We start from the raw sequence: 22,317 nt of genomic DNA on the forward strand, positions 1-22,317 counted from the left end.
GGCCGGGGCCCGCGGTTCGCGCCCTGTGACCGGCCTCACGGCGCCGGGGAAGGGATTCCGCCGCCTCACACCGTCCCCCGCCCCCGCGTGAACGCCCCGAAAACACGCGTGACCCCCGCGCAACGGCAGGGCAACCTCCTGCGGTCACGCTCGCTGCATGACGGCGTATCCGATGCATCCCGGCGCCCGGCCCCGCCCGGCCGCACCGCCCCCCGCCCTCGTCGTGGTGGCCCACGGCAGCCGCGACCCGCGCGCCCTGGCCACCGTGCGACGGCTGCTGGAGCGGGTTCGCGCGCTGCGCCCCGGCCTGCCCGTGCACCTCGGCCACATCGAGCTGAACGCCCCCCTGCTCCCCGGCACCCTCGACGAGCTGGGCGCGGGCGGCACCGCCTCCGCCGTCCTCGTCCCGCTGCTGTTCGGCCGCGGTCACCACGTCACCCGGGACATCCCCGACGCCGCCGCGGCGGCACCGCTGCCCACCCGCGTCGCCGACCCGATCGGCCCGCACCCGCTGCTCGTGGACGCCCTGCACGCCCGGCTCACCGAGGCGGGCTGGCAGACCCCCCGGGACGCCGAGAGCCGCCGCGCGAGCGCCGTGGTGCTCGCCGCCGCCGGGTCCCGCGCTCCCGCCTCGCGCGCCGACACCGAACGCATCGCCGCCCTGCTCGCCGCCCGGCTCGGCGTCCCCGTCGTCCCCGCCTACGCCTCCGCCGCCGACCCCACCGTGCCCGACGCCGTCCGCGCCCTCGCCGCCCGCGGCCGCACCCGGATCGCCGTCGCCTCCTGCTTCACCGCCCCCGGCCGCTTCGCCACCGAGTGCGCGGCGGCCGCGCCCGGCACCGTCTCCGCCCCGCTGGGCACCCACCCCGCGATGGCCCGCCTGCTCCTCCACCGTTACGACCAGGCGCTGCGGACCGCGGCCCCGGTCACCGGGGTCACCGCCCTCGCCCCGGCGTGACACGACCACCGGTGTCCGTGATGTCACCGGCCGGGGCTACTGTCGGGTCATGGAAGGCATCACGTCCGACACGTCCGCGAACCACGTCCCGCCCGCGAACCACGTCCCGCCCGCCGGATACGACCCGTCGGCCGTCGAGCGCTGGGCCGCCGAGCCCGACAAGCGGCCGGGCCGCACCGCCTTCCAGCGCGACCGGGCCCGGGTGCTGCACTCCGGGGCGCTGCGCCGTCTCGCCGGCAAGACCCAGGTCGTCACCCCGGGCGAGCAGAGCCAGGTGTGGGACGCCAGCCCCCGCACCCGTCTCACCCACTCCCTCGAATGCGCCCAGGTCGGCCGGGAACTGGGCGCCGCCCTCGGCTGCGACCCCGACCTGGTGGAGGCCGCCTGCCTCTCCCACGACCTCGGCCACCCCCCGTTCGGCCACAACGGCGAGCAGGCGCTGAACGAGTTCGCCGAGGACTGCGGCGGCTTCGAGGGCAACGCCCAGTCGCTGCGGCTGCTCACCCGCATCGAGCCCAAGCGGTTCACCCCCGAGGGCTCCGTCGGTCTCAACCTCACCCGGGCCGCCCTCGACGCGGCCACCAAGTACCCGTGGCCGCGCGGCGCCCACCCCACCGACCCGGCGTCGGTGAAGTTCGGCGTCTACGACGACGACCGGCCGGTCTTCGAGTGGCTCCGCAAGGACGCCCCCGGCACCCGCACCTGCTTCGAGGCACAGGTCATGGACTGGGCCGACGACGTCGCCTACTCGGTCCACGACGTGGAGGACGGCCTGCACGCCGGCCACATCGACCCCAACTGCCTGCACGCCGACCCGGAGCGGGAGGCCGTCTTCGCGGTCGCCGTCGGCCGGTACGTCCCGGCGGACACCGACGCCGCGGAGCTGGCGGAGGCCCTCGACCGGCTGCTCGCCCAGGAGTGGTGGCCGCACGGCTACGACGGCACCGCCGTCGCCCAGGCCCGCCTGAAGGACGCCACCAGCCAGCTCATCGGCCGCTTCTGCCTCGCCGCCGAGAGCGCCACCCGGCAGGCCTGGGGCGGCGGCCGCCTCACCCGGTACGGGGCGGAACTGGTCGTCCCGCGCACCACGCGCCTGGAGTGCGCGGTCCTCAAGGCGGTCGCCGACCGCTACGTCATGCAGCGCGCCGAACAGGAGCGGCTCCGCGCCGACCAGCGGGTCGTCGTCATGGAACTGGCCGAGGCGCTCACCGCCCGCGCCCCCGACGGCCTGGACCCGCAGTTCCGCAGCCTGTTCGACCGGGCCCCGGACGACCGGGCCCGCAAGCGGGTCGTCGTCGACCAGATCGCGTCCTTGACGGACGCCTCGGCCCGCTCGCTGCACGCCCGGCTCACCGCCCGGACGTGACGGAGGTGGCCTGATCGGGTCACTCCCCCTTCCCGCAGCCTCCCGCTTGCGGGAGGCTCGCTGGTGGCAACGCTCGAAGGAGGCATCACGTGGTCGACGCGGATCAGACATTCGTCATCGTGGGAGGCGGCCTGGCCGGCGCGAAGGCGGCCGAGACGCTGAGAGCGGAGGGCTTCACCGGCCGCGTGATACTGATCTGCGACGAGCACGACCACCCCTACGAGCGTCCGCCGCTGTCCAAGGGCTACCTTCTGGGCAAGGCCGGGCGCGACAGCGTCTTCGTCCACGAACCCGCCTGGTACGCGCAGCACGACGTCGAGCTCCACCTGGGGGCCACCGTCGCCGCCGTCGACCGCGCCGCGAAGACCGTCCGCTTCGGCGAGGACGGCACCACCGTCCGCTACGACAAACTGCTGCTCGCCACCGGCGCCGAACCCCGCCGGCTGGACATCCCGGGCACCGACCTCGCGGGCGTGCACCACCTGCGCCGCCTCGCTCACTCCGAGCGCCTCAAGGGCGTGCTCACCTCCCTCGGCCGGGACAACGGCCATCTGGTGATCGCCGGAGCGGGCTGGATCGGCCTGGAGATCGCGGCGGCGGCCCGCGGCTACGGCGCGGAGGTCACCGTCGTCCACCGGGGACAGACCCCGCTGCACTCGGTGCTCGGGCCCGAACTCGGGCAGCTCTTCGCCGAACTGCACCGCGACCACGGCGTGCGCTTCCACTTCGGTGCCACGCTCACCGAGATCACCGGCCAGGACGGCATGGTCCTCGCCGCCCGCACCGACGACGGCGAGGAGCACCCGGCGCACGCCGTCCTCGCGGCGATCGGCGCGGCCCCGCGGACCTCCCTCGCCGAGGCGGCGGGCCTGGAGCTCGCCGACCCGGCGTCCGGCGGAGGTGTCCTCGTCGACGAGCGGCTGCGCACGTCCGACCCGGACATCTTCGCGGCCGGAGACGTCGCGTCCTTCCCGCACGCCCTGTTCGACACCCGGCTGCGGGTGGAGCACTGGGCCAACGCGCTGAACGGCGGCCCGGCCGCGGCCCGCGCCATGCTCGGCCGGGACGACATCTACGACCGCGTCCCGTACTTCTTCACCGACCAGTACGACCTGGGCATGGAGTACTCGGGCTGGGCGCCGCCGGGGTCGTACGACCAGGTGGTGATCCGGGGCGACGCGGGGAAGCGGGAGTTCATCGCGTTCTGGGTGCGCGAAGGGCGCGTGCTGGCCGGGATGAACGTGAACGTGTGGGACGTCACCGATCCTGTCCAGCGGCTCATCCGGTCCCGCGAGGCGGTGGACACGGAGGCGCTGGCCGACCCGCACGTGCCGCTGGAGAGCCTGGCTGGGTAAGGGTCCCCGACGTCACGGCCCCGAGGCCGCCCTCGCGGTGCCGCGTATGTCACAGGGCCGGGCCCTCCCCGGGGCGCTCCGCGCTCCGGGGATGTCATGGCGCACCCGTAGAATCTACGCGTGGCAGGACGGATCAATGACGAGGACGTGAAGGCGGTACGGGACGCGGTCCCGATCGACGCCGTGGTGTCCGAGTACCTCCAGCTGCGCAACGCGGGCGGCGGGAACCTGAAGGGCCTGTGTCCGTTCCACGACGAGAAGTCGCCGTCCTTCCAGGTCAGCCCCAGCAAGGGACTCTTCCACTGCTTCGGCTGCCAGGAGGGTGGCGACACCATCACGTTCGTGATGAAGATCGACCATCTCTCCTTCTCGGAGGCGGTCGAGCGGCTGGCCGGACAGGCCGGCATCACCCTGCGCTACGAGGAGGGCGGGTACAACCCCACCCACCAGCGCGGTGAGCGGATCCGCCTGGTCGAGGCGCACAAGCTGGCCGCCGAGTGGTACGCGGAACAGCTCGCGACCTCCCCCGAGGCCGACACCGGCCGGGTCTTCCTCGCCGACCGTGGCTTCGACCAGGCCGCCGCCCTCCACTTCGGTGTCGGCTACAGCCCCCAGGGCTGGGACCACCTCACCCGCTTCCTGCGCGGCAAGGGCTTCAGCGACAAGGAGCTGGTGCTCTCCGGGCTCGCCCAGGAGGGCCGCCGCGGACCCATCGACCGCTTCCGCGGCCGGCTGATGTGGCCCATCCGCGACATCGGCGGGGACGTCGTCGGCTTCGGCGCCCGCAAGCTCTACGAGGCGGACAACGGCCCCAAGTACCTCAACACCCCCGACACGGCGATCTACCGGAAGTCCCAGGTCCTCTACGGCATCGACCTGGCGAAGAAGGACATCGCGAAGTCCTCCCGCGCCGTCGTCGTCGAGGGCTACACCGACGTCATGGCCTGCCACCTCGCCGGTGTCACCACCGCCATCGCCACCTGCGGCACCGCCTTCGGCGGCGACCACATCAAGATCCTCCGGCGCCTGCTCATGGACAACGGCTCGGCCCGCGTGATCTTCACCTTCGACGGCGACGCGGCCGGGCAGAAGGCCGCCCTGCGCGCCTTCGAGGACGACCAGAAGTTCGCCGCCGAGACGTACATCGCCGTCGCCCCCGACGGCATGGACCCCTGCGACCTGCGCCTGGCCAAGGGCGACGAGGCCGTCGCCGACCTGGTCGAGCCGCGCACCCCGCTGTTCGAGTTCGCCCTGCGCCAGATCGTCCGCCGCTACGACCTGGACACCCCGGCCGGCCGGGCCGGCGCCCTCGACGAGGCCGCCCCGATCGTCGCCCGCATCAAGAACAGCGGCGCGCAGCACGAGGTCGCCGTCCAGCTCGCCGGGATGCTCGGCATCCTGGACACCCAGTTCGTCGTCAAGCGGGTCGCCCAGCTCGCCCGCTGGGCCCGCGACCGCGGCGGCAAGGGCCCGGCCCCGGAGCGCGGCCGGCCCGCAGGCGGTGCCCCCCAGCAGTACGCCGCCGCCCCCTCCGCCCCGCGCGGCCCCGCCCTGAACCTCCGCAACCCGGTCTTCGCCACCGAGCGCGAGCTGCTCAAGCTCGCCCTGCAGCGTCCGGAGCTGGTCTCCCCGGCCTTCGACGCGTACGGCGTCGACGAGTTCACCGCCCCGCCGTACGCGGCCGTGCGCCAGGCGATCCTGGACGCGGGCGGCGCCGAGTACGGCGTCCAGGACCCGCAGGAGTACCTGATCCGGGTGCGCGACGCGGCCCCCGACGACACCGTCCGCGCCATGGTCACCGAGCTGGCCGTCGAGGCGATCATGCGCCGGGCGGTCGACGAGGTGTACGCGGGCGAGGTGCTGGTCCGGGTGCGGCGCCGGGCCGTCGAGCGCCGCGTCCGCGAGGTCAACGGCAAGCTGGCCCGCCTGTCGAACCACGCCGACCAGGCCGAACTGTCCGCCGTGCAGAACGAGTTGTGGGTCCTCCAGCAGTACGACCAGGCCCTCCGCGAACACGGCGCGGCAGCCCTGTAGCGCCGGGCGGGTCTCACCCCTCGGGGAACGCCCCCGACACCGCCCGCACCAGCCGCCTCCCGAAGTCCTCCCCGGCTCCCGCGAACCGCGGGTACTCGACGGCGAAGTGCCCCCACTCCACGTACCCGACGGCCTCCACCACGTCCTCCAGCAGAATGTGCTCCCTCCCGTACGGCCACTCGCCGCCCAGCCGGAACACCTCGTGCAGCAGTTCACGGCGCAGCGGCGACCGCTCGGCAAGCAGGACCGCGTCGTACAGGTCCTTGCCCTGACCGTACGTGTCGGTGATCAGCCACATCAGCTTCCACGCGAGCGACAGCCCCGGGGTCGCCGCCCACACGATCGCGCCGCCCGGCAGCTCCACCGGCTCGGGCGGCTCGGGGAGCGGCTCGTTGAACACGAAGTCCAGCTGGACGTGCCCGCCGGGCAGTCCGGGCGCCGCCCACGGCAGCACCATGCGCCGCCCCGGCACCCGGTCGTAGGTCCAGATGTCCTCGACGACCGCACCCCGCGCCGAGATGCCGACGCCCTCGCCGTACGCCTCCGCCCGTGCCTGCGCGGCCCGGGCGATCCCGTCGAGCATCCGCCCGGTCCGTCCGTCGTCGATCCGCCAGGTCTCGGGAACGACGACGAAGTCCAGGTCGCCGGGCTCGCGGGCGGCGTCGCCGAACCACGCGGCCATCAGCACGCTGCCGCGCAGGACCAGCGCGTCCGCGTACGCGGAGTCGGCGATCGCCGCGAGCACCAGATCCAGGGCGCGCCGCCGGGCCGCCCGCCAGTCCTCGCCGCGCGTGGGGTCGCCGAACCGGGGGTCGGTCGCCCGGTAGGCGTTGTGGTACTGCTTCATCGACGGGTCGAAGACGAGCCGCTGCTCGACCTCGTCGGCCGCCATCGTCCGCAGCGTCCGGGGGAGTTGCTGCCGCTGCCGGGTCCGCTCGTCGAGCTCGCCCGGTGGGACGGGCATACCCGACTCGATCATCCGTGACCAGTCGCTCATGTCCGTGCCCCCTCCGGCTCCCCGAGCCAGCCCTCGTCCACCGTCACATCGCTGTCGTACAGCACGAACTCCCGCTCCACGTCCAGCACATGATGCCCGTCCAGCGCCGCCAGCAACTCCTCCAGCGCCCGGTCGGCGGCGGACACGTCCACGCCGTGGCAGCGCTGGGTGACGAACCGCTCGTGCCGCGCCCCGGCCCGCACCCGCCGGGCGTTCCACGACAGATGCGCCCCGTGCGGCACCGTCCGGGCGGCGAGTGCGGCCAGGTCCGTCGCCGCGTCGAGCAGCAGCTTCACGTGGTGCTCGAAGTACCGCCCGCCGCCGCACGGCCCCTGAGGCACCTCCGGCGCCCACGGCGTCGACTCCGTCTTCACCCGCACCGGCTCGAAGCCGTCCGCCCGCAGCCGCGCCACCACGTCACGCGCCCGCTCCGACTCCTCGGCCAGGGAGCGGGCGCCGGCCAGGGTGAGCATCGGCTGGTCGCGCATCCGGCCCCGGGCCAGTTCGATGCGCGTCAGCTTCAGGCCGGCCACGGCGGACCAGTGGCGCAGGCGCTCGAACTCCCCGGGACCGGAACAGCGGACCGTCACATGGGTCTCGTACAGGGCGGTGGACACCCGCGGATCGTGCCAGATCACCCGCGCGTCCGGCATCCGGGTTTGTGCGGCGGGTGATCGGGTGGTGACGGAGAGGACGCAAAAAGTCGACGCACGCCCCTCGTGGGGACGATGTGTCGTACCCCACACTGGGGGCGGTGCCTGAGTCCTCGGAGCGCGGCCGGCCCGTCGGTGACGGGTCGCACACCCCCGCTGTTCCGCTCATCGCGTACGGGACGGACAGCGGCGAGGCCGTCGACTCCGCCCCTGAAGCACCGCTGCCCCACCCCCCGGCAGCGATCATCCTGGAGGTCGCCCCCGTGCAGACCCGGACCCTCACCCAGACCGACACCGACGCCGCCGGCGCGGCGCCCGACGCGGATCTGCTGGTGGCGATGCCCGCGCAGAGCCGTGTCGCGCAGCACCCCGCCACCGGTCCGGAGCCGCCGGCGCGGGCCCTGGAGCCGGCCGAGCCGGCCGAACCGGCGGAGCCCGCGGAGGAGCACGGCGACGTGGCCGTCGAGCCCGTCGACCTCTCCCGTGTCCGGCCCGAGACCGGCGGCCCCTCCGCCGACCTGTTCCGCCAGTACCTGCGGGAGATCGGCCGCATCCCCCTGCTCACCGCCGCCGAGGAGGTGGACCTCGCCCGCCGGGTCGAGGCCGGCCTCTTCGCCGAGGAGAAGCTGCGTCTCACCCCCGACCTGGACAGCCGGCTCGCGCACGACCTGGACCGGCTCGTCGTCATGGGCCGCATGGCCAAGCGCCGGCTGATCGAGGCGAACCTGCGGCTCGTGGTGTCCGTGGCCAAGCGGTACGTGGGCCGCGGGCTGACCATGCTCGACCTGGTCCAGGAGGGCAACCTCGGCCTGATCCGCGCCGTCGAGAAGTTCGACTACGCGCGCGGCTTCAAGTTCTCCACGTACGCGACCTGGTGGATCCGCCAGGCCATGTCCCGGGCGCTCGCCGACCAGGCCCGCACCATCCGCGTGCCGGTGCACGTGGTGGAGCTGATCAACCGCGTGGTGCGGGTGCAGCGGCGGATGCTCCAGGAGCGCGGTTACGAGCCGACCCCGCAGGAGGTCGCCGCCCACCTGGACCTGCCGCCCGAGCGGGTCGGCGAGGTGCTGCGGCTGGCCCAGGAGCCCGTGTCGCTGCACGCGCCCGTGGGCGAGGAGGACGACGTCGCGCTCGGCGACCTCATCGAGGACGGGGACGCCGCCAGCCCCGTGGAGTCGGCGGCGTTCCTGCTGCTGCGGCAGCACCTGGACGCCGTGCTGTCCACGCTGGGGGAGCGCGAACGCAAGGTCGTGCAGCTGCGCTACGGGCTGGCCGACGGCCGCCCCCGCACCCTGGAGGAGATCGGCCGCATCTTCGGCGTGACCCGCGAGCGCATACGGCAGATCGAGTCCAAGACGCTCAACAAGCTCCGCGACCACGCCTACGCCGACCAGCTGCGCGGCTACCTCGACTGACCGGCGGGACGCCGGAGGGGCCGAGCCGGTGCTCGCCCCTCCGGCACCCTGGGGCCTCAGTCCACCTCGGCCACCGCCTGCGCGAACTGCGCCTTGTACAGGCGGGCGTACGGGCCGTCCGCCGCCAGCAGCTTCTCGTGCGCGCCCTGTTCGACGATCGCGCCGTTCTCCATCACCAGGATGGTGTCCGCGTCGCGGATCGTGGAGAGGCGGTGCGCGATGACGAACGACGTGCGGCCGTGCGCGAGCCGGGCCATCGCCTTCTGGATCAGCACCTCGGTGCGCGTGTCCACGGAGCTGGTCGCCTCGTCCAGCACCAGGATCACCGGGTCCGACAGGAACGCCCGGGCGATGGTGATGAGCTGCTTCTCACCCGCGCTCACCCCGCTGCCCTCGTCGTCGATGACGGTGTCGTACCCGTCGGGCAGGGTGCGGACGAACCGGTCGGCGTGGGCCGCGCGGGCCGCCTCCTCGATCTCCTCCCGGGTGACCTCGCGGGACGCGCCGTAGGCGATGTTCTCCGCGATGGTGCCGCCGAACAGCCACGTGTCCTGCAACACCATGCCGATCCCGGCGCGCAGTTCGTCCCGCGTCATCCGCGCGACGTCCACGCCGTCCAGCGTGATCCGGCCGCCGGACACCTCGTAGAACCGCATCAGCAGGTTGACCAGCGTGGTCTTGCCGGCGCCCGTCGGTCCGACGATGGCGACCGTGCGGCCCGGCTCGACCGTCAGCGACAGGTCCTCGATCAGCGGCTTCTCCGGGTCGTAGCGGAACGACACGTGCTCCAGCTCCACCCGCCCGCGCAGCCGCTCCGGCCGCTCGGCGGGCGACGGGTCGGCCTGCTGCTCCTCGGCGTCGAGCACCTCGAAGACCCGCTCGGCGGAGGCCACGCCCGACTGCACCAGGTTCGCCATCGAGGCGACCTGCGTCAGCGGCATCGAGAACTGCCGCGAGTACTGGATGAACGCCTGCACGTCCCCGATGGACAGCGACCCCGAGGCGACCCGCAGACCGCCGACGACCGCGACCAGCACGTAGTTGAGGTTCGACACGAACATCATCAGCGGCTGCATCACACCGCTGTTGAACTGCGCCCTGAACCCGGCCTCGTACAGCGCGTCGTTCTCCTCGGCGAACTTCCGCGCCGACTCCTCCTGCCGCCCGAACACCTTCACCAGGGCGTGCCCGGTGTACATCTCCTCGACGTGCGCGTTGAGCGTGCCGGTGGAACGCCACTGCTGCACGAAGTGCGGCTGCGACCGCTTGCCGACCCGCGTCGCGACGACGAACGACAGCGGCACCGTCACCAGGGCGACGAGCGCCAGGATCCAGGAGACGTAGAACATCATCACCAGCACGCCGATGATGGTGAGCAGCGAGTTGATCAGCTGACCCATCGACTGCTGCAGCGTCTGCCCGATGTTGTCGATGTCGTTGGTGGCGCGGCTCAGCACCTCACCGCGCTGCCGCTTGTCGAAGTACGACAGCGGCAGCCGCGACAGCTTCGTCTGCACGTCCTCGCGCATCCGGAACATGGTGCGGTTGACCGCCCGGTTCACCAGCCGGGTCGCCACCGCCATCAGCAGGCCGGCCGCCCCGAACACCGCCAGCGCGAACAGCAGGACGTGTCCCACCGCGGTGAAGTCGATGCCCTGCCCCGGCGTGAAGTCGGTGGAGCGGAGCATGTCGGCGACCTGGTCGTCGCCCCGCTCCCGCATCGACTCCAGCACCTGCTCCTTGGTCGCGCCCTCCGGCATGTCCCGGCCGACGATGCCCGCGAACACCAGGTCGGTCGCCCGGCCGAGGATCTTCGGCCCGATCACGCTGAGCCCGACGCTCAGCACGACACAGGCCAGCAGCCCGTAGATCGTCAGGCGCTCCGGCCCGAACCGGGCGAGCAGCCGTTTGCTCGAACCCTTGAAGTCGATCGACCGCTGACCGGGTGCGCCCCCGGCCGTCATCCGGCCCCCAGGCCCCGCCATCAGGCCGCCTCCGCTTCCGTCAGCTGGGAGAGCACGATCTCCCGGTAGGTCTCGTTGTCCGCCATCAGTTCGTGGTGCCGGCCGGCGCCGACCACCCGGCCCTCGTCCAGGACCACGATCCGGTCGGCGTCACGGATGGTCGCCACCCGCTGGGCGACGATCACCACCGTCGCCTCGGCCGTCTCCCGCGCGAGCGCCGCGCGCAGGGCCGCGTCGGTGGCGTAGTCGAGCGCGGAGAAGGAGTCGTCGAAGAGGTAGATCTCCGGGCGCTGCACCAGCGTCCGGGCGATCGCCAGGCGCTGGCGCTGACCGCCGGAGACGTTCGTCCCGCCCTGGGCGATCGGCGCGTCGAGCCCGCCCTCCAGCCGCTCCACGAAGTCCTTGCCCTGCGCCACCTCCAGGGCGTGCCACAGCTCCTCGTCGGTGGCGTCCGGATTGCCGTAGCGCAGATTGGTCGCCACCGTGCCCGCGAAGAGATACGGCTTCTGCGGCACCAGCCCGACGGTCCGCGCGAGCAGCGCCGGGTCGACCTCCGCCACCGGCACCCCGTCGACCAGCACCTCCCCGTCGGTCGCGTCGAACAGCCGCGGGACCAGCCCCAGCAGCGTGGACTTGCCGCTGCCGGTGGAGCCGATCACGGCGGTGACCTCGCCGGGCCGCGCCACCAGGTCGACCGCCCGCAGCACCGGCTCCTCGGCCCCCGGGTAGCGGAAGCCCGCGCCCCGGATCTCCAGATGACCGTGCCGGCGCAGCTCGGTGACCGGCGCGGAGGGCGGCACCACGCTGGAGGAGGTGTCCAGCACCTCCTGGATGCGCTCGGCGCACACCTCGGCGCGCGGCACCATCATGAACATGAAGGTGGCCATCATCACGGACATGACGATCTGCATCAGATAGGCGAGGAACGCCGTCAGGTCGCCGATCTGCATCCCGCCGCTGTCGATGCGGTGCGCGCCGAACCACACGACCGCGATCGACGACAGGTTCACCACCGTCATGACGACGGGGAACATCAGAGCGAGCAGGTTGCCGGTGCGCAGCGACACATCGGTCAGCTCGGTGTTGGACCCCGCGAACCGCCGCTGCTCGTAGGTGTCCCGTACGAACGCCCGGATGACCCGGTTACCGGTGATCTGCTCGCGCAGCACCCGGTTCACCGTGTCGAGCCGCTCCTGCATGGTGCGGAACAGCGGCCGCAGCCGGCGCACGATCAGCGTCACGCAGATGCCCAGCACCGGCACCACCGCGACCAGCACCCCGGACAGCGGGACGTCCAGCCCGAGCGCCAGCACCACACCGCCCACGCACATGATCGGCGCCGACACCATCAGGGTGAACGTCATCAGGGTCAGCATCTGGATCTGCTGGACGTCGTTCGTCGTCCGCGTGATCAGCGACGGGGCGCCGAAGTGGCCCACCTCACGGGCGGAGAAGGACTGCACCCGGTCGAACACGGCGGCGCGCACGTCCCGCCCCAGGGCCGCCGCCGTCCGGGCCCCGTAATACACGGCCCCCACGTTGCAGACGACCTGCGCCAGCGAGATGCCGATCATCAGGCCGCCGTAGCCCAGGATGTAACCGGTGTCACCCTGGACGACACCGTTGTCGATGATGTCCGCGTTCAGCGTGGGCAGGTAGAGCGTGGCGCAGGTCTGCAGGAACTGCAGGGCCACCAGGAGGGCCAGGGGTCTTTTGTAGGGCCGTAGACGGTCACGAAGAAGTCGTATGAGCACGCTGCATCTCTCGGAGTGGTCGGCGGGGCCATTCGGTTGCCCGTGGCCCCTATCGTCGAACACTCCACCCGCGTTACCTCAACCCATTTACGGGCCCGCGCGCGTCGCCCCCGGACGCGGCCCGCGGTCGCAACGCGCCCGGCTGCCGCCGTAACGCCCCTGGCCGCGACCGCCTACGGCCGGAACGCCCCCGGATGCGTCTGCTCGCGTACCGCGACGTACTGCTGGCGCACCGCCTGACCCACCGCCAGTTCCTCGCCCGGGTCCAGCACCTGCGCCACCGGACCCGGCCACACCGGCGGGGTGCGCGGGTCGAGCGTGCCCTGCGACACGCCGAGCGCCCACGCCGCCTGCCGGGCCGCGCCCGTCGCCGCGTAGTCCGCCGGCTGCGGCACGACCACCTGCGCCCCGAACAGCGCCGGCGCCGCCGCCTGTACGGCGGGCAGTTCGGCCGCCGGACCGAGCAGGAACACCCGGCGCACCTCCACGCCCCGGCCGCGCAGCACGTCCAGGGCGTCGGCGAGCCCGCACAGCATCCCCTCGAACGCCGCCCGCGCCAGGTGCTCCGGCTTCATCGACTCGCGCCGCAGTCCCGCCAGCGTCCCGGCGGTGTGCGGCAGGTTCGGGGTGCGCTCGCCCTCCAGGTACGGCAGCAACACCAGACCGTGCGAACCCGGCGTCGACTTCATCGCGAGGTCGGACAGGCTCTCCAGATCCGGCAGCCCCAGCAGTTCCGCGGTGCCGCGCAGCGCCCGGACCGCATTCAGCGTGGTGACCACGGGCAGATGCATGCCGGTCGCGTCGGCCAGCGAGGTGATCATGCCGCTGTGGTCGACGAGCGGCTCGGGGTGCACGGCCATCACAGAGCCGGACGCGCCCAGCGACACCACCGCGTCGCCGAGCCCGATCCCGAGCCCGAACGCCGCCGCCATGGTGTCGGCCGTACCGGCGGAGATCAGCAGCCCCTCGGGCGTGGTGCCGGCGGCGTCCGCCGGGCCGATCACCTCGGGCAGCATCACCTGGTGCCCCAGCGCCAGTTCCACCAGGTCGGGCCGGTAGTTGCCGGTGGCCGCCGCCCAGTAGCCGGTGCCGGAGGCGCCGCCCCGGTCGGTGGTGCGGCGCACCGGCCGGCCCAGCAGCTGCCACACCAGCCAGTCGTGGGCCTGCAGCAGCACGGCGGTGCGGGCCGCGTTCTCCGGTTCGCTGCGGGCCATCCAGCGCAGCTTGGTCACCGGCTGCGCGGCCGCCGGCACACAGCCCACGGCCTGCGCCCACGCTTCGCGCCCGCCGAACGCGTCGACCAGATCGGCCGCCGCGACCTGCGCGCGCTTGTCGCCGCCGGTCATCGCCGGGCGCACGGTGTTGCCCTGCGCGTCCAGCGGCACCAGGGCGCCGGCCTGCGCGGACACGCCGATGGCCTGCACGCCCTCCAGCAGCCCGCCGCCCGCGGCCTCGCCGAGCGAGAGCAGCCAGGCCTGCGGGTCGACGTCCGAGCTGCGGCCGCCGTCGGGACCCTGCACCGGATGCGGGGCGTACCCCTGCCTGACCACGGCTCCGGTGTCCGCGTCACAGACGACGATGCGAGTGAAATCGGGCGCACTGTCCAACCCGGCGACTATCCCCATACGGCGATTTTGCCGCATGGGGACAGATGCGTGGTTCTCAGGTGTTGCTCGTGCCCCAGTCGTCCTCGGCCGGGCCGTGGGCGCTGCGCTCGCGCAGGGCGTGCACGCGCTGGGTGACCGAGTCGGGCACGCGGTCGCCGACCTTGTCGCTCATCACGTGGTACGCCTTGTCGGCGAACTCGCGGCTCTGCTGGGCCGCGGACTCGGCGGTGTTGCGGACCGCGGGGTTCTGCGCCAGCTGCAGCGCGGACCTCTTGATCTGTTCGTAGCGCTCCCGCCCGGCTTTCGTGCCCAGCACGTAACCAAGGACGACTCCGGCGACGAACGTGAGCCGGTAACGCATGGCGGCCACCCTTCCCGTTGTTGCAGTTGCGTGGGTCTCCGGCGCGGCGACGGGCCGGGGAGTACCGATTGGCGGAGCACCCCCCTGCTTGCGCTAATGTATGTGTCGCAGCGAGCGCGCGCCCTCTGGCGAATACCCAGGCGGGTGCGTTCGATGCAGAACGAGGCATTCCTCCGTAGCTCAATTGGCAGAGCAGCCGGCTGTTAACCGGCAGGTTACTGGTTCGAGTCCAGTCGGGGGAGCTCGGTCCTCCGTAGCTCAATTGGCAGAGCAGCCGGCTGTTAACCGGCAGGTTACTGGTTCGAGTCCAGTCGGGGGAGCATGGTGAACGAGGACCCCGTAGGGGTCCTTTTTCATGTGCCGTGGAACCGTGCGCGACGCGGCGCAGTCTTCATGGTCAACAGGGCCGTACGCAGCCGACCATCCGAAGCAGGAGATCGTATGAGCGGCTATGCTGCGGCAGACGGCGCGCACACATGTACGCGACACGCCGCTATGGGGCGGTAGCTCAGCCGGTTAGAGCAGCGGACTCATAATCCGTCGGCCGTGGGTTCGAGTCCCACCCGCCCCACGTCCGGGCTTCGCCGCAAGGTCTCGCTGACCTGCGGCGGAGCTCAAAGTCTTCTCCGGGCGGGCCTACTTGGACAGGGTCCAAGATCGTTTGCTCGCTCGTTGCTCGCCCGAAGCGCAGCGGCACGCAGAAGTCCCGTGGGGGTCAGGCTGCGGCGTGCACGGTGTCGCTGCTTCAGACCGTGCTCGTCGCCGGGGCGGCTGGGTGGGCGTCCGGGCAGCCGGTATTCGGATGTGGCGCCGTTCCACCCCGCAGGCTCGGGCTTTGCTCTGCCGGATCCCGGACGGTCACCGACGAGCAGGTTGCCGCCGTGGTCACCAAGACGCCGGAGTCGACGCCGAAGAATGCCACGCACGGCACCACCACATTCTTCGCCGCCCTGGAGGTCGCCACGGGGAAGGTGATCGGCTCCCTGCACCGTCGGCACCGGCCGAGGAGTCCAGGAAGTCCCCGATCAGGCTCGACCAGGAGGTACCGGCGAGCCTGGACGTGCATGTGGTCAGATACGGCGCGGCGTCCACGAGGGGTCCAAGCGCCGGAGAAGGACATCCGCACCCGGATCGCCGCATGGAACACCGGTCCCTAGCCCTACGTGTGGACCAGGACCGCGGACGAGATCCTGGAACGCCTCGCCAGCTATCCGAACAGGATTCCTGACTCGGAAGGCAAGGGGGCGACCGGGCTGGGTGCGCTGTCGGGTGCGGAGGGGGCGGGGGAAGGCGATGTGGTGCTGCTCGGGCCGGCGGGAGGCGGGGTGTCGGCGGGTAGTGCCGGATCACCTTGTGAGAGGAGGCGCGGCAGTATGAGGAGCACGGTGGCGAGTACGGCGGCCAGTGCGGCCAAGGCGGCCTTGCGCAGGCCGGGGCTGACCAACCGCGCGTGAGCCGGTGCAGGAGCCGATGGGCGCAGAGCGGTGACCTGTTCGGCCCGGGCCTGCAGCGCGGCGCGCAGACGATCCTCGACTTCTGTCATGACGTCTCCTCCAGTCTCTTGGCCAGGGCTGCGATCGCCCGGCTGGCGGTGGACTTCACGGCGCCGCGGGACAGGCCGAGCGTGGTGGCGATGTCTGCTTCGGTCATGTTGGACCAGTACCTGAGGACAAGGACCTCTCGCTGGCGCAGGGTGAGCTGCCGCAGTGCGCGCAGCACCTCCTGGTGCTCCTCTTTGAGGAGGACCTCGTCTTCGGGCGGGGGCGCGGGAAGGATGCGCGGAGGGATGAAGGCGCGCACCGTGCGGCGCCTGCGCAGGACGTCGCGGGAGGTGTTGACGACGCTGCGCCGTACGTAGGCCTCGGGGTCGGCGACGCTGTCAAGTGCGTCGCCGTGGCGGCGGTAGAGCCCTGCAAAGGCTTCCTGGACGACGTCCTCGGCGGTGGGGATGTCGTCGACCAGGAGCACTGCCAGGCGCACGAGGTCGAGTCTGCGGTGGCGATAGAGCGCGTCGATCTCCTCCGACGCCGTATCGGAGGGTCGCCCTTGGGCGACGGGGCCTGTTCGTCCCTGGGAGATGCGTGCGAGCAGCCACCTCCACCGGCCGTGCGGGAAGGAGCCTTCACAGGCCAGGGCGGCTGCCATCGGCGCCTTTCCCCGTGGACGGCGCGGCGGCGTCCTGACGACGAGTGCTGGATCCGGAGTGCTGAGGGAGCGCCGGACGGGCGCCGCAGCCGGTGCTCCGGCGGGGCATTTCTCGCATGAAGGTCAAACCTGTCGGGTGATTCGAATCGGGCAGGGCTCTGGTGGGGCGCCCTTTACTGAAAGGACGTACGGGGGCCCGTCAGGTTGCACCCTGCCGTACGGAACGGGTGGGCATCGGCACGCGGCCGGTCCGGCGCCTTCCGAAGATCGATCGGGCCGCCGGCAACCTCGGTCGCCCCCGTACGTCTGTCACGGCGTAGGAGGAAGATTCCGGCTTGGCTCCGGGGCAGAGACGTCCGGCTCAAGGACAGTGCGCCGAGGCCACCAGGTGAGATCCGAGGAACAGCGTGTTGAAAGTCAGAGGTGCCGCCGCGGCGCTGGCCTGTGCGGCCGTGGTGTCGGGATGCGCCGGCCCGATCGGCGAGCCGTCTCGTGGCGCGGAGGCGTCCACCGCACCCACCGCACAAGGACCGTCCGTGGCGCGGAGCAGCGCTCCAGCCGCGCCACGCGATCATGAGCCGGTGGCGTACAAACCGAGCTGGCCCGACCGGACGGTGCGTACGACGCGGGGGCATCTCGTCAACCGTTGCGTACCGAAGAGCCTGAGGAGCAAGGTCACCACCCTGACGACCAGTGATGGTGTGCACTTGTCGGCGCTGGTCCTGGGGGAGGGGCCGGACGGTGTGCTGCTGGACCATGAGCAGGGCTACAACATCTGCTCGTTCGTCGACATCGGACGCGAGCTGGCACAGCGTGGCTATCACGTGGTGATTCCCGAGTACCGCAATCACGGAGCGTCCGAGGAGTCGGCCGACAACGAGCACATCGACCGTGACGCCCGGGCCGGGCTCGCCGAACTGCGCCGTGTCGGTGCCACGCGGGTCTTCCTGGCGGGGGCGTCGTGCGGGGGGACGACGGCGGCGGTCGCCGGCGTGGACACGCCTCTTCGAGTGACGGGCCTTTTGATGATGTCCTCGCCGGCCCGGTGCGGCGGGCTGGATGCCGTCGCCGCGGTGAGGAAGCACAAGCTGCGTGTTCCGACGCTGCTCGTGGTGTCTCCCGGTGACATGCAGGGCGCGGTGGAGAGGCAGGTCCGTGAGGTGTACGCCGCCTCTTCCGCCCGCCGCAAGGAGCTCGTCATCGACAAGAGCGGCTTCCACGGAACGGACATGATCAAGCAGACCGGAGCCGCAGGGACAGCGCTGCAGAACCGGGTCATCACGTTCGTGACGGACGCCTACGCCGCTTCCCGCTGACAGGAGTAGTGCCACGTCCGCCCGGGCCGAGAGGCAGCCCGGGGCGTGGTGCGTACAGATGGAGACATGGATGAACAAGTACATGCGTTTCAGGACTTCGCTCCGCCTGCTGACCGGGCCGGTGGCGGGACTGGCCCTCGCGGCAGCCGCCTTGACGTCCACGGCGACGGCGGGTGCGACGGGGACGGGCGGGGCGGACCGATCCTCTGTGGACGTGTCCGGGGGTACGAGGACGGTCCGTTACGACCTGGGTGATGAGGCCTGGCATCTGCCGCAGACAGGCGAGCCGGTCGAATTGACCGGTGTGGTGCACTACCCCACCGACCTGAGTGAGGGGCGGCATCCGCTGATCGTCATGCTCCACGGCTGGCACGAGAGCTGCGCCGACCGGCAGGCCGAGGCCGCACGCACGGCCGCCGAGAACAGTGGCGACGATGCCGCGTACGAGGCTGCCAGCGCCAGACTGTTCTCCTGGCCCTGTGCGCAGGGTACGCCCGCCCTGCCCAGCGCGGACGGGTACGACTACCTCGCCCAGAAGCTGGCCGCGCAGGGGTTCGTCGTGGTCTCGGCCGGCGCGAACGGCATCAACGCCTCCTCCGTGTCGGGGGACGAGAACGCCGCAGCGCGGGCCGATCTCATCAACCAGCACCTGCGCATGTGGCAGAAGCTCAGCACCAGCGGCAAGGGAGAACTCGCCGGGAAGTTCACGGATCCGGTGACCGGGGCGGCACGAAGCGTCGGGTTCTTCCACCACCTGGACCTGGGCAAGGTGGGAGTCATGGGGCATTCCCGGGCCGGAGCCGGGGTCACCTGGCAGGCTGCCGACCGCCATCGGGGGCAGTGGCCCCAGGGCGTGAAGGTCAAAGCGGTGGCGGCGCTGGCACCCGCCTACAACGTGATGACGGAGAACATGTCCGACTACACGATCACCAAAACGCCCTTCGCTGTCGTCAGGGGAACGTGCGACGGGCAGGTGGGCGGTGAGGCGTTCGCGTTCGCGGCCGACGTGGCCCAGGGGAACCGCAGCGGCTTCCACCGGTTCGCGGTCCACGGGGCCAACCACAACTACTTCAACACGCAATGGTCACCCCGGAGCGGCCAGGTCGCTGCCTACGACGACGCCACACCGGTCGAAGGGCATCCCGGGCAGTGCACCGACCGCGAGGGTTCGACGCCGACCACACAACTGACGGAACCGCAGCAACGCCGTGTCGCTGCCACCTACCTCGGTGCCTTCTTCCATCGGTACCTCGGCACCGACACGACGCAGGACCCGGTGCTTACGGGCGCCCGGCACCCTGATGCAGCCATCACTGAAGTGGATGTCACAGCCGCGGCGCCGTGAGTCGGTAGTCGACTTTCTGGAGGAGTCATCGCCACCGTGCCAGCCGGCACGGTCCAGAAACGACGGGGCCGGGCCGTTGCCCCGACCGGCTGCCGGAGGAGACGTACCGGCAGGTCCTTGAAGAACTCGCCGCGGACCCGGTCGGCGGCCGTACGGCCGGCCTTGCCTCCGAGCAGGCGCTGCATGCCGGCGGGTGAGAGGGACTGCGCCGCCGCGGCCAGGCCGGCCTTCCACGACATCCGGGCGTGCCTGGAGGCCCGGCTCGACCGCACACGCCTGCCGAAGCCACCCCACGTGGAAGATTCGCCTTCGTGTCAGGGTGTGTCGACCAGGTCGCCGTGCGGGCGCAGGCTCGGGCGAGCTGAGGACGAAGGCCCGCATCGCCGCTGGTGGTGCGGGCCTTCTCTGCGCCCGGTGCTCGCCCGGACGCCCCGCAACGGTCTGTCGTGAGGCGTCACGACGCATCACGAGGACAGGGCGGCCGGGGACGCCGGTAGGGTCTGTGACCTGCACTGTTCGGGAGACGGTGGCAGGGGGCGACAGCAGGCGTCACGAGCGCGGCGAGCGGCTCGCCGGACTGATGATGTGTCGGCCGTGGGTGCGAGTCCCACCCGCCCCACCACGCCCGGTTCCACGGAACCGTCGCCTCCCGAGCCGGGGTCAGCCGGCCCCGGTCCGCCCCCGTACGGCGTTGTCGTCGGCCTCCGTCGGGGCGTCCGCCGGATCGCGTTCACCCTCCGCCTGGGAGGGCGTCGTGTGCACGACGTCGGGGATGGTCCATTCGCTGTCGTCCCGGTCGCCCTCGGCCTGGGACGGCGTGTGTTCGGTCATGCTGCCTCCTTCGCGCGGGCCCGTCCCCGGCGAGTACCCCGCACGGGGCGGAGTCACCGCGTCGAGCGCCGCTCGAGCGCCCGGGCCAGTGCGGTGCGCACCTCCGGGGGCGGGGCGATGCCCTCCGCCGCCGCGGAGGCCGTGAGCGACTCGGCGACCGTCCGGAGCTTGGTGTTCGACAGCTGGGACGCGTCCCGCAGGATGTGCCAGGCCTCGTCCGAGGAGCAGCCGTACGTCGCCATCAGGATGCCGCGGGCCTGGTCGATGACCGGGCGGGAGGCGATGGCCTGCCGGAGCTGCTCGACCTCCTCCTGCAGCAGGTGCAGCCGCTCCTGCCGCTCCAGCGCCACCGCCGAGGCGACCGACGACATCCCCACGGCGGGGGCCGGGGAGCGCAGCGGGTCCGTGGTGTCCAGCCCCGCCAGCTCCAGGATGCGGCGCGGCTGACCGGTCCAGCGGGTCGTCGTGACGGGCATGGCCTGCCTGCGGGCGTGGTCACGCAGCACCTCGAGGAACTCGAGGCCCGCGGTGTCCATGAAGTGCACGCCGCTCATGTCCAGGTCCACCCGGGCGGTACCGGCGGGCAGCTCGGCCAGCTTCTCGGCCAGCATCTGGGCGCAGCCGCGGACCAGCTCACCGCACGGGGTGAGCAGCGCGCGGTCCGCGTCCATGCGACCGGCTATGACCAAGGTGTCCTGCCTTCCCGGGGGGAACGATGCCGCGGAAGTCATGTCACCGCCCTCTCGGTACTCGTGGCCGGCCGCCCGTCCCGGCGGCCCCGGCCGCCGCCGGTACCCGCACGAGAGGCTGCGCACGGCCTTGCTGCGCTGCGGATCGCCTGCCCACCTTGCGCGGTGGTACACACCGTGCCCCGGAATGGCCTGGAACGTACGGGGGCCTGCCCGCATGGATGCGGGCAGGCCAGAGGCGTGCGGTACGGCTCCGCCGTGCGACGGGGGCGGGTGCGGACACCGGCGGGCCGGGCGCCCGCCGGGCGGTGTCGAGGTCCGGTTGTTGGTCCGGGGCCGCCGGGGCGGTGCCCTGGGTGTGGGGTCAGGCGCTCAGGGGGTCGAGGACCATGGGGGCGATGCGGCCCTCCAGCATCGCCCCCAGACCCTCCACCGCACACAGCTCCGGCCGTTCCGCGATGTGCACCGGCATGCCGGTCGCCTGACGCAGCATCTGGTCCAGGCCCGGCAGCAGGGCGCTGCCGCCGACCATCATGATGCCGCGGTCGGCGAGGTCGGCGACCAGGTCGGGCGGGCAGTCCCGCAGCACCTTGCCGATGCCGTCGAGCACGGCGGTGAGCGGCGTCTGGATGGCCCGCCGCACCGCCGCCGTGTCCACCTTCACCGAGCGGGCGAGCCCCGTGGCGACGTCCCGGCCGTGGATCTCCGTGACCTCGGGACCCTGCGGGGTCAGCCCGTTCCCCTCCAGCGCGAGCTGGAGCGGACGTACGGACTGGCTCGGGAGCATCAGCTCGTGCTGGTGGCGCAGGTGCTGCACGATCGCCGCGTCCACTGCCTCGCCGCCCACCGGGATCCGCTCCGCCCGCACGATCGAGCCGAGGGACAGCACGGCCACCTGTGTGGCTGCCGCACCGCACACCATGATCATGGTCGCCTCGGGCCGCTCCACGGGCAGCCCGCACCCCACGGCCGCCGCGATGAGCGTGTCCACCAGCTCCACCCGGCGGGCGCCCAGCCCCACCAGCGTCTCGATCGCGGCGCGCTGGGCGAGCGGGTCCGCGTCGTGCGGGGTGCAGGCGGCGGCCCGCAGCCGGGGCTTGCGGCGCAGGGCGCGGCGGGTGCGGTCGCCGATGAGCTGACGCAGCATCCGCTGCGCCATCTCGATGTCGACGACGGTGCCTCCGGTCACGGGCCGCACGACGCGGATGTAGTCCGGGGTGCGCCCGGTCATCTTCTCCGCGAACTCGCCGACGGCGATCAGTGCTCCGGTTCGGGTGTTGACGGCGGCGACGGACGGCTGGTCGACGACGAGGCCGGCGCCCTTGACGTACACCCGGGTGCGGGCCGCCCCCAGGTCGACGGCGAAGTGGCAGCGGCGCAGCTGCTCCAGACTGGCGGTCACGGCAGTTCCTCCCGAGTGCGCGGCCGGAGGCCCGCCGGTCGGCGGGCCTCTTCGCATCGTGCGCGCCGGGCGGGGGCGGCGCCCTTTCTGGGGGGCCGGGCGAGGGGCCGCCGAACGGGGGTCCC

Annotated in this window: 17 protein-coding genes and 3 tRNA genes; 10 read left to right on the forward strand and 10 right to left on the reverse strand. The window is 72.3% G+C overall.

Features of this window, described 5'->3' with window-relative positions; all coding sequences use genetic code 11:
- The first annotated feature begins 157 nt into the window (after positions 1 to 157).
- The 4 genes from ACIF8S_RS06045 to dnaG all read left to right on the forward strand — a co-directional run bounded on the left by ACIF8S_RS06045 (position 158) and on the right by dnaG (position 5,713).
- The gene (locus ACIF8S_RS06045) at positions 158 to 958 is read left to right on the forward strand and encodes a sirohydrochlorin chelatase (RefSeq protein WP_399997575.1); all 801 of its coding nucleotides are present in this window, start codon (positions 158 to 160) and stop codon (positions 956 to 958) included.
- A gap of 49 nt (positions 959 to 1,007) precedes the next feature.
- Positions 1,008 to 2,324, forward strand: coding sequence for a deoxyguanosinetriphosphate triphosphohydrolase (locus ACIF8S_RS06050; RefSeq protein WP_399997577.1), 1,317 nt, complete (start codon positions 1,008 to 1,010; stop codon positions 2,322 to 2,324).
- Between the two features lie 89 nt (positions 2,325 to 2,413).
- Positions 2,414 to 3,679, forward strand: coding sequence for an NAD(P)/FAD-dependent oxidoreductase (locus ACIF8S_RS06055; RefSeq protein ID WP_399997578.1), 1,266 nt, complete (start codon positions 2,414 to 2,416; stop codon positions 3,677 to 3,679).
- A 120-nt stretch (positions 3,680 to 3,799) separates the two neighbouring features.
- The gene (gene dnaG, locus ACIF8S_RS06060; RefSeq protein WP_399997579.1) at positions 3,800 to 5,713 is read left to right on the forward strand and encodes a DNA primase; all 1,914 of its coding nucleotides are present in this window, start codon (positions 3,800 to 3,802) and stop codon (positions 5,711 to 5,713) included.
- 13 nt (positions 5,714 to 5,726) lie between these two features.
- Here dnaG and ACIF8S_RS06065 read toward each other — a convergent pair whose 3' ends face one another.
- A complete protein-coding gene (locus tag ACIF8S_RS06065; RefSeq protein ID WP_399997580.1) occupies positions 5,727 to 6,710 on the reverse strand; it encodes a nucleotidyl transferase AbiEii/AbiGii toxin family protein in 984 nt (327 codons plus the stop codon).
- Positions 6,707 to 7,363, reverse strand: coding sequence for a hypothetical protein (locus tag ACIF8S_RS06070; protein ID WP_399997581.1), 657 nt, complete (start codon positions 7,361 to 7,363; stop codon positions 6,707 to 6,709). The genes ACIF8S_RS06065 and ACIF8S_RS06070 overlap by 4 nt, the downstream gene beginning before the upstream one ends.
- 101 nt (positions 7,364 to 7,464) lie before the next feature.
- Here ACIF8S_RS06070 and ACIF8S_RS06075 point away from each other — a divergent pair, with 101 nt between their 5' ends.
- A complete protein-coding gene (locus ACIF8S_RS06075) occupies positions 7,465 to 8,778 on the forward strand; it encodes an RNA polymerase sigma factor (RefSeq protein WP_399997582.1) in 1,314 nt (437 codons plus the stop codon).
- A gap of 56 nt (positions 8,779 to 8,834) precedes the next feature.
- Here ACIF8S_RS06075 and ACIF8S_RS06080 read toward each other — a convergent pair whose 3' ends face one another.
- The 4 genes from ACIF8S_RS06080 to ACIF8S_RS06095 form a co-directional block, all read right to left on the reverse strand.
- Positions 8,835 to 10,763: an ABC transporter ATP-binding protein gene (locus ACIF8S_RS06080; RefSeq protein WP_399997583.1), complete on the reverse strand. Its 1,929-nt coding sequence runs from the start codon at positions 10,761 to 10,763 to the stop codon at positions 8,835 to 8,837.
- The gene (locus ACIF8S_RS06085; RefSeq protein WP_399997584.1) at positions 10,763 to 12,496 is read right to left on the reverse strand and encodes an ABC transporter ATP-binding protein; all 1,734 of its coding nucleotides are present in this window, start codon (positions 12,494 to 12,496) and stop codon (positions 10,763 to 10,765) included. The genes ACIF8S_RS06080 and ACIF8S_RS06085 overlap by 1 nt, the downstream gene beginning before the upstream one ends.
- A gap of 173 nt (positions 12,497 to 12,669) precedes the next feature.
- The gene (locus ACIF8S_RS06090; RefSeq protein ID WP_399997586.1) at positions 12,670 to 14,121 is read right to left on the reverse strand and encodes an FGGY family carbohydrate kinase; all 1,452 of its coding nucleotides are present in this window, start codon (positions 14,119 to 14,121) and stop codon (positions 12,670 to 12,672) included.
- A gap of 37 nt (positions 14,122 to 14,158) precedes the next feature.
- Positions 14,159 to 14,464, reverse strand: coding sequence for a YtxH domain-containing protein (locus tag ACIF8S_RS06095; protein ID WP_145825585.1), 306 nt, complete (start codon positions 14,462 to 14,464; stop codon positions 14,159 to 14,161).
- A 169-nt stretch (positions 14,465 to 14,633) separates the two neighbouring features.
- On the opposite strand from ACIF8S_RS06095, the gene ACIF8S_RS06100 reads away from it, so the two are divergent.
- From ACIF8S_RS06100 to ACIF8S_RS06110, 3 genes are all read left to right on the forward strand, one after another.
- A tRNA-Asn gene (locus ACIF8S_RS06100) sits at positions 14,634 to 14,706 on the forward strand.
- A 5-nt stretch (positions 14,707 to 14,711) separates the two neighbouring features.
- A tRNA-Asn gene (locus ACIF8S_RS06105) sits at positions 14,712 to 14,784 on the forward strand.
- 177 nt (positions 14,785 to 14,961) lie between these two features.
- Positions 14,962 to 15,035, forward strand: a tRNA-Ile gene (locus ACIF8S_RS06110).
- Positions 15,036 to 16,003: 968 nt separating this feature from the next.
- On the opposite strand, the gene ACIF8S_RS06115 is transcribed toward ACIF8S_RS06110, so the two are convergent.
- Positions 16,004 to 16,609 carry a SigE family RNA polymerase sigma factor gene (locus tag ACIF8S_RS06115; RefSeq protein ID WP_349793088.1) on the reverse strand — a complete coding sequence of 202 codons (606 nt, stop codon included), beginning with the start codon at positions 16,607 to 16,609 and terminating at the stop codon, positions 16,004 to 16,006.
- 581 nt (positions 16,610 to 17,190) lie between these two features.
- On the opposite strand from ACIF8S_RS06115, the gene ACIF8S_RS06120 reads away from it, so the two are divergent.
- Both ACIF8S_RS06120 and ACIF8S_RS06125 read left to right on the forward strand, forming a co-directional pair.
- Positions 17,191 to 17,925 carry an alpha/beta hydrolase gene (locus ACIF8S_RS06120; RefSeq protein ID WP_399997587.1) on the forward strand — a complete coding sequence of 245 codons (735 nt, stop codon included), beginning with the start codon at positions 17,191 to 17,193 and terminating at the stop codon, positions 17,923 to 17,925.
- Between the two features lie 70 nt (positions 17,926 to 17,995).
- Entirely contained in the window at positions 17,996 to 19,270 is a 1,275-nt protein-coding gene (locus tag ACIF8S_RS06125) for an alpha/beta hydrolase (protein ID WP_399997589.1), read from the forward strand.
- Between the two features lie 660 nt (positions 19,271 to 19,930).
- Here ACIF8S_RS06125 and ACIF8S_RS06130 read toward each other — a convergent pair.
- The 3 genes from ACIF8S_RS06130 to ACIF8S_RS06140 form a co-directional block, all read right to left on the reverse strand.
- Positions 19,931 to 20,101 (reverse strand): hypothetical protein, encoded by a 171-nt coding sequence (locus ACIF8S_RS06130; RefSeq protein WP_167534608.1) that lies wholly within the window; start codon positions 20,099 to 20,101, stop codon positions 19,931 to 19,933.
- 53 nt (positions 20,102 to 20,154) lie between these two features.
- Positions 20,155 to 20,772: an ANTAR domain-containing response regulator gene (locus ACIF8S_RS06135; protein WP_399997590.1), complete on the reverse strand. Its 618-nt coding sequence runs from the start codon at positions 20,770 to 20,772 to the stop codon at positions 20,155 to 20,157.
- Between the two features lie 382 nt (positions 20,773 to 21,154).
- Positions 21,155 to 22,192, reverse strand: a complete 1,038-nt coding sequence (locus ACIF8S_RS06140; RefSeq protein WP_356788307.1) for a rod shape-determining protein — start codon at positions 22,190 to 22,192, stop codon at positions 21,155 to 21,157.
- Positions 22,193 to 22,317 lie beyond the last annotated feature (125 nt).

Origin of the sequence: Streptomyces sp. NPDC085937, assembly GCF_044540535.1 — a bacterium.
Lineage (GTDB): Bacteria > Actinomycetota > Actinomycetes > Streptomycetales > Streptomycetaceae > Streptomyces.

What these genes read in the sequence shown, in the direction of transcription:
- ACIF8S_RS06045 (WP_399997575.1), top strand. Translation starts at nt 158, where the DNA reads ATGACGGCGTATCCGATGCATCCCGGCGCCCGGCCCCGCCCGGCCGCA.
- ACIF8S_RS06050 (WP_399997577.1), top strand. Translation starts at nt 1,008, where the DNA reads ATGGAAGGCATCACGTCCGACACGTCCGCGAACCACGTCCCGCCCGCG.
- ACIF8S_RS06065 (WP_399997580.1), bottom strand. Translation starts at nt 6,710, where the DNA reads ATGAGCGACTGGTCACGGATGATCGAGTCGGGTATGCCCGTCCCACCG.
- ACIF8S_RS06070 (WP_399997581.1), bottom strand. Translation starts at nt 7,363, where the DNA reads ATGCCGGACGCGCGGGTGATCTGGCACGATCCGCGGGTGTCCACCGCC.
- ACIF8S_RS06080 (WP_399997583.1), bottom strand. Translation starts at nt 10,763, where the DNA reads ATGGCGGGGCCTGGGGGCCGGATGACGGCCGGGGGCGCACCCGGTCAG.
- ACIF8S_RS06090 (WP_399997586.1), bottom strand. Translation starts at nt 14,121, where the DNA reads ATGGGGATAGTCGCCGGGTTGGACAGTGCGCCCGATTTCACTCGCATC.
- ACIF8S_RS06095 (WP_145825585.1), bottom strand. Translation starts at nt 14,464, where the DNA reads ATGCGTTACCGGCTCACGTTCGTCGCCGGAGTCGTCCTTGGTTACGTG.
- ACIF8S_RS06115 (WP_349793088.1), bottom strand. Translation starts at nt 16,609, where the DNA reads ATGGCAGCCGCCCTGGCCTGTGAAGGCTCCTTCCCGCACGGCCGGTGG.
- ACIF8S_RS06125 (WP_399997589.1), top strand. Translation starts at nt 17,996, where the DNA reads ATGAACAAGTACATGCGTTTCAGGACTTCGCTCCGCCTGCTGACCGGG.
- ACIF8S_RS06130 (WP_167534608.1), bottom strand. Translation starts at nt 20,101, where the DNA reads ATGACCGAACACACGCCGTCCCAGGCCGAGGGCGACCGGGACGACAGC.
- ACIF8S_RS06135 (WP_399997590.1), bottom strand. Translation starts at nt 20,772, where the DNA reads ATGGACGCGGACCGCGCGCTGCTCACCCCGTGCGGTGAGCTGGTCCGC.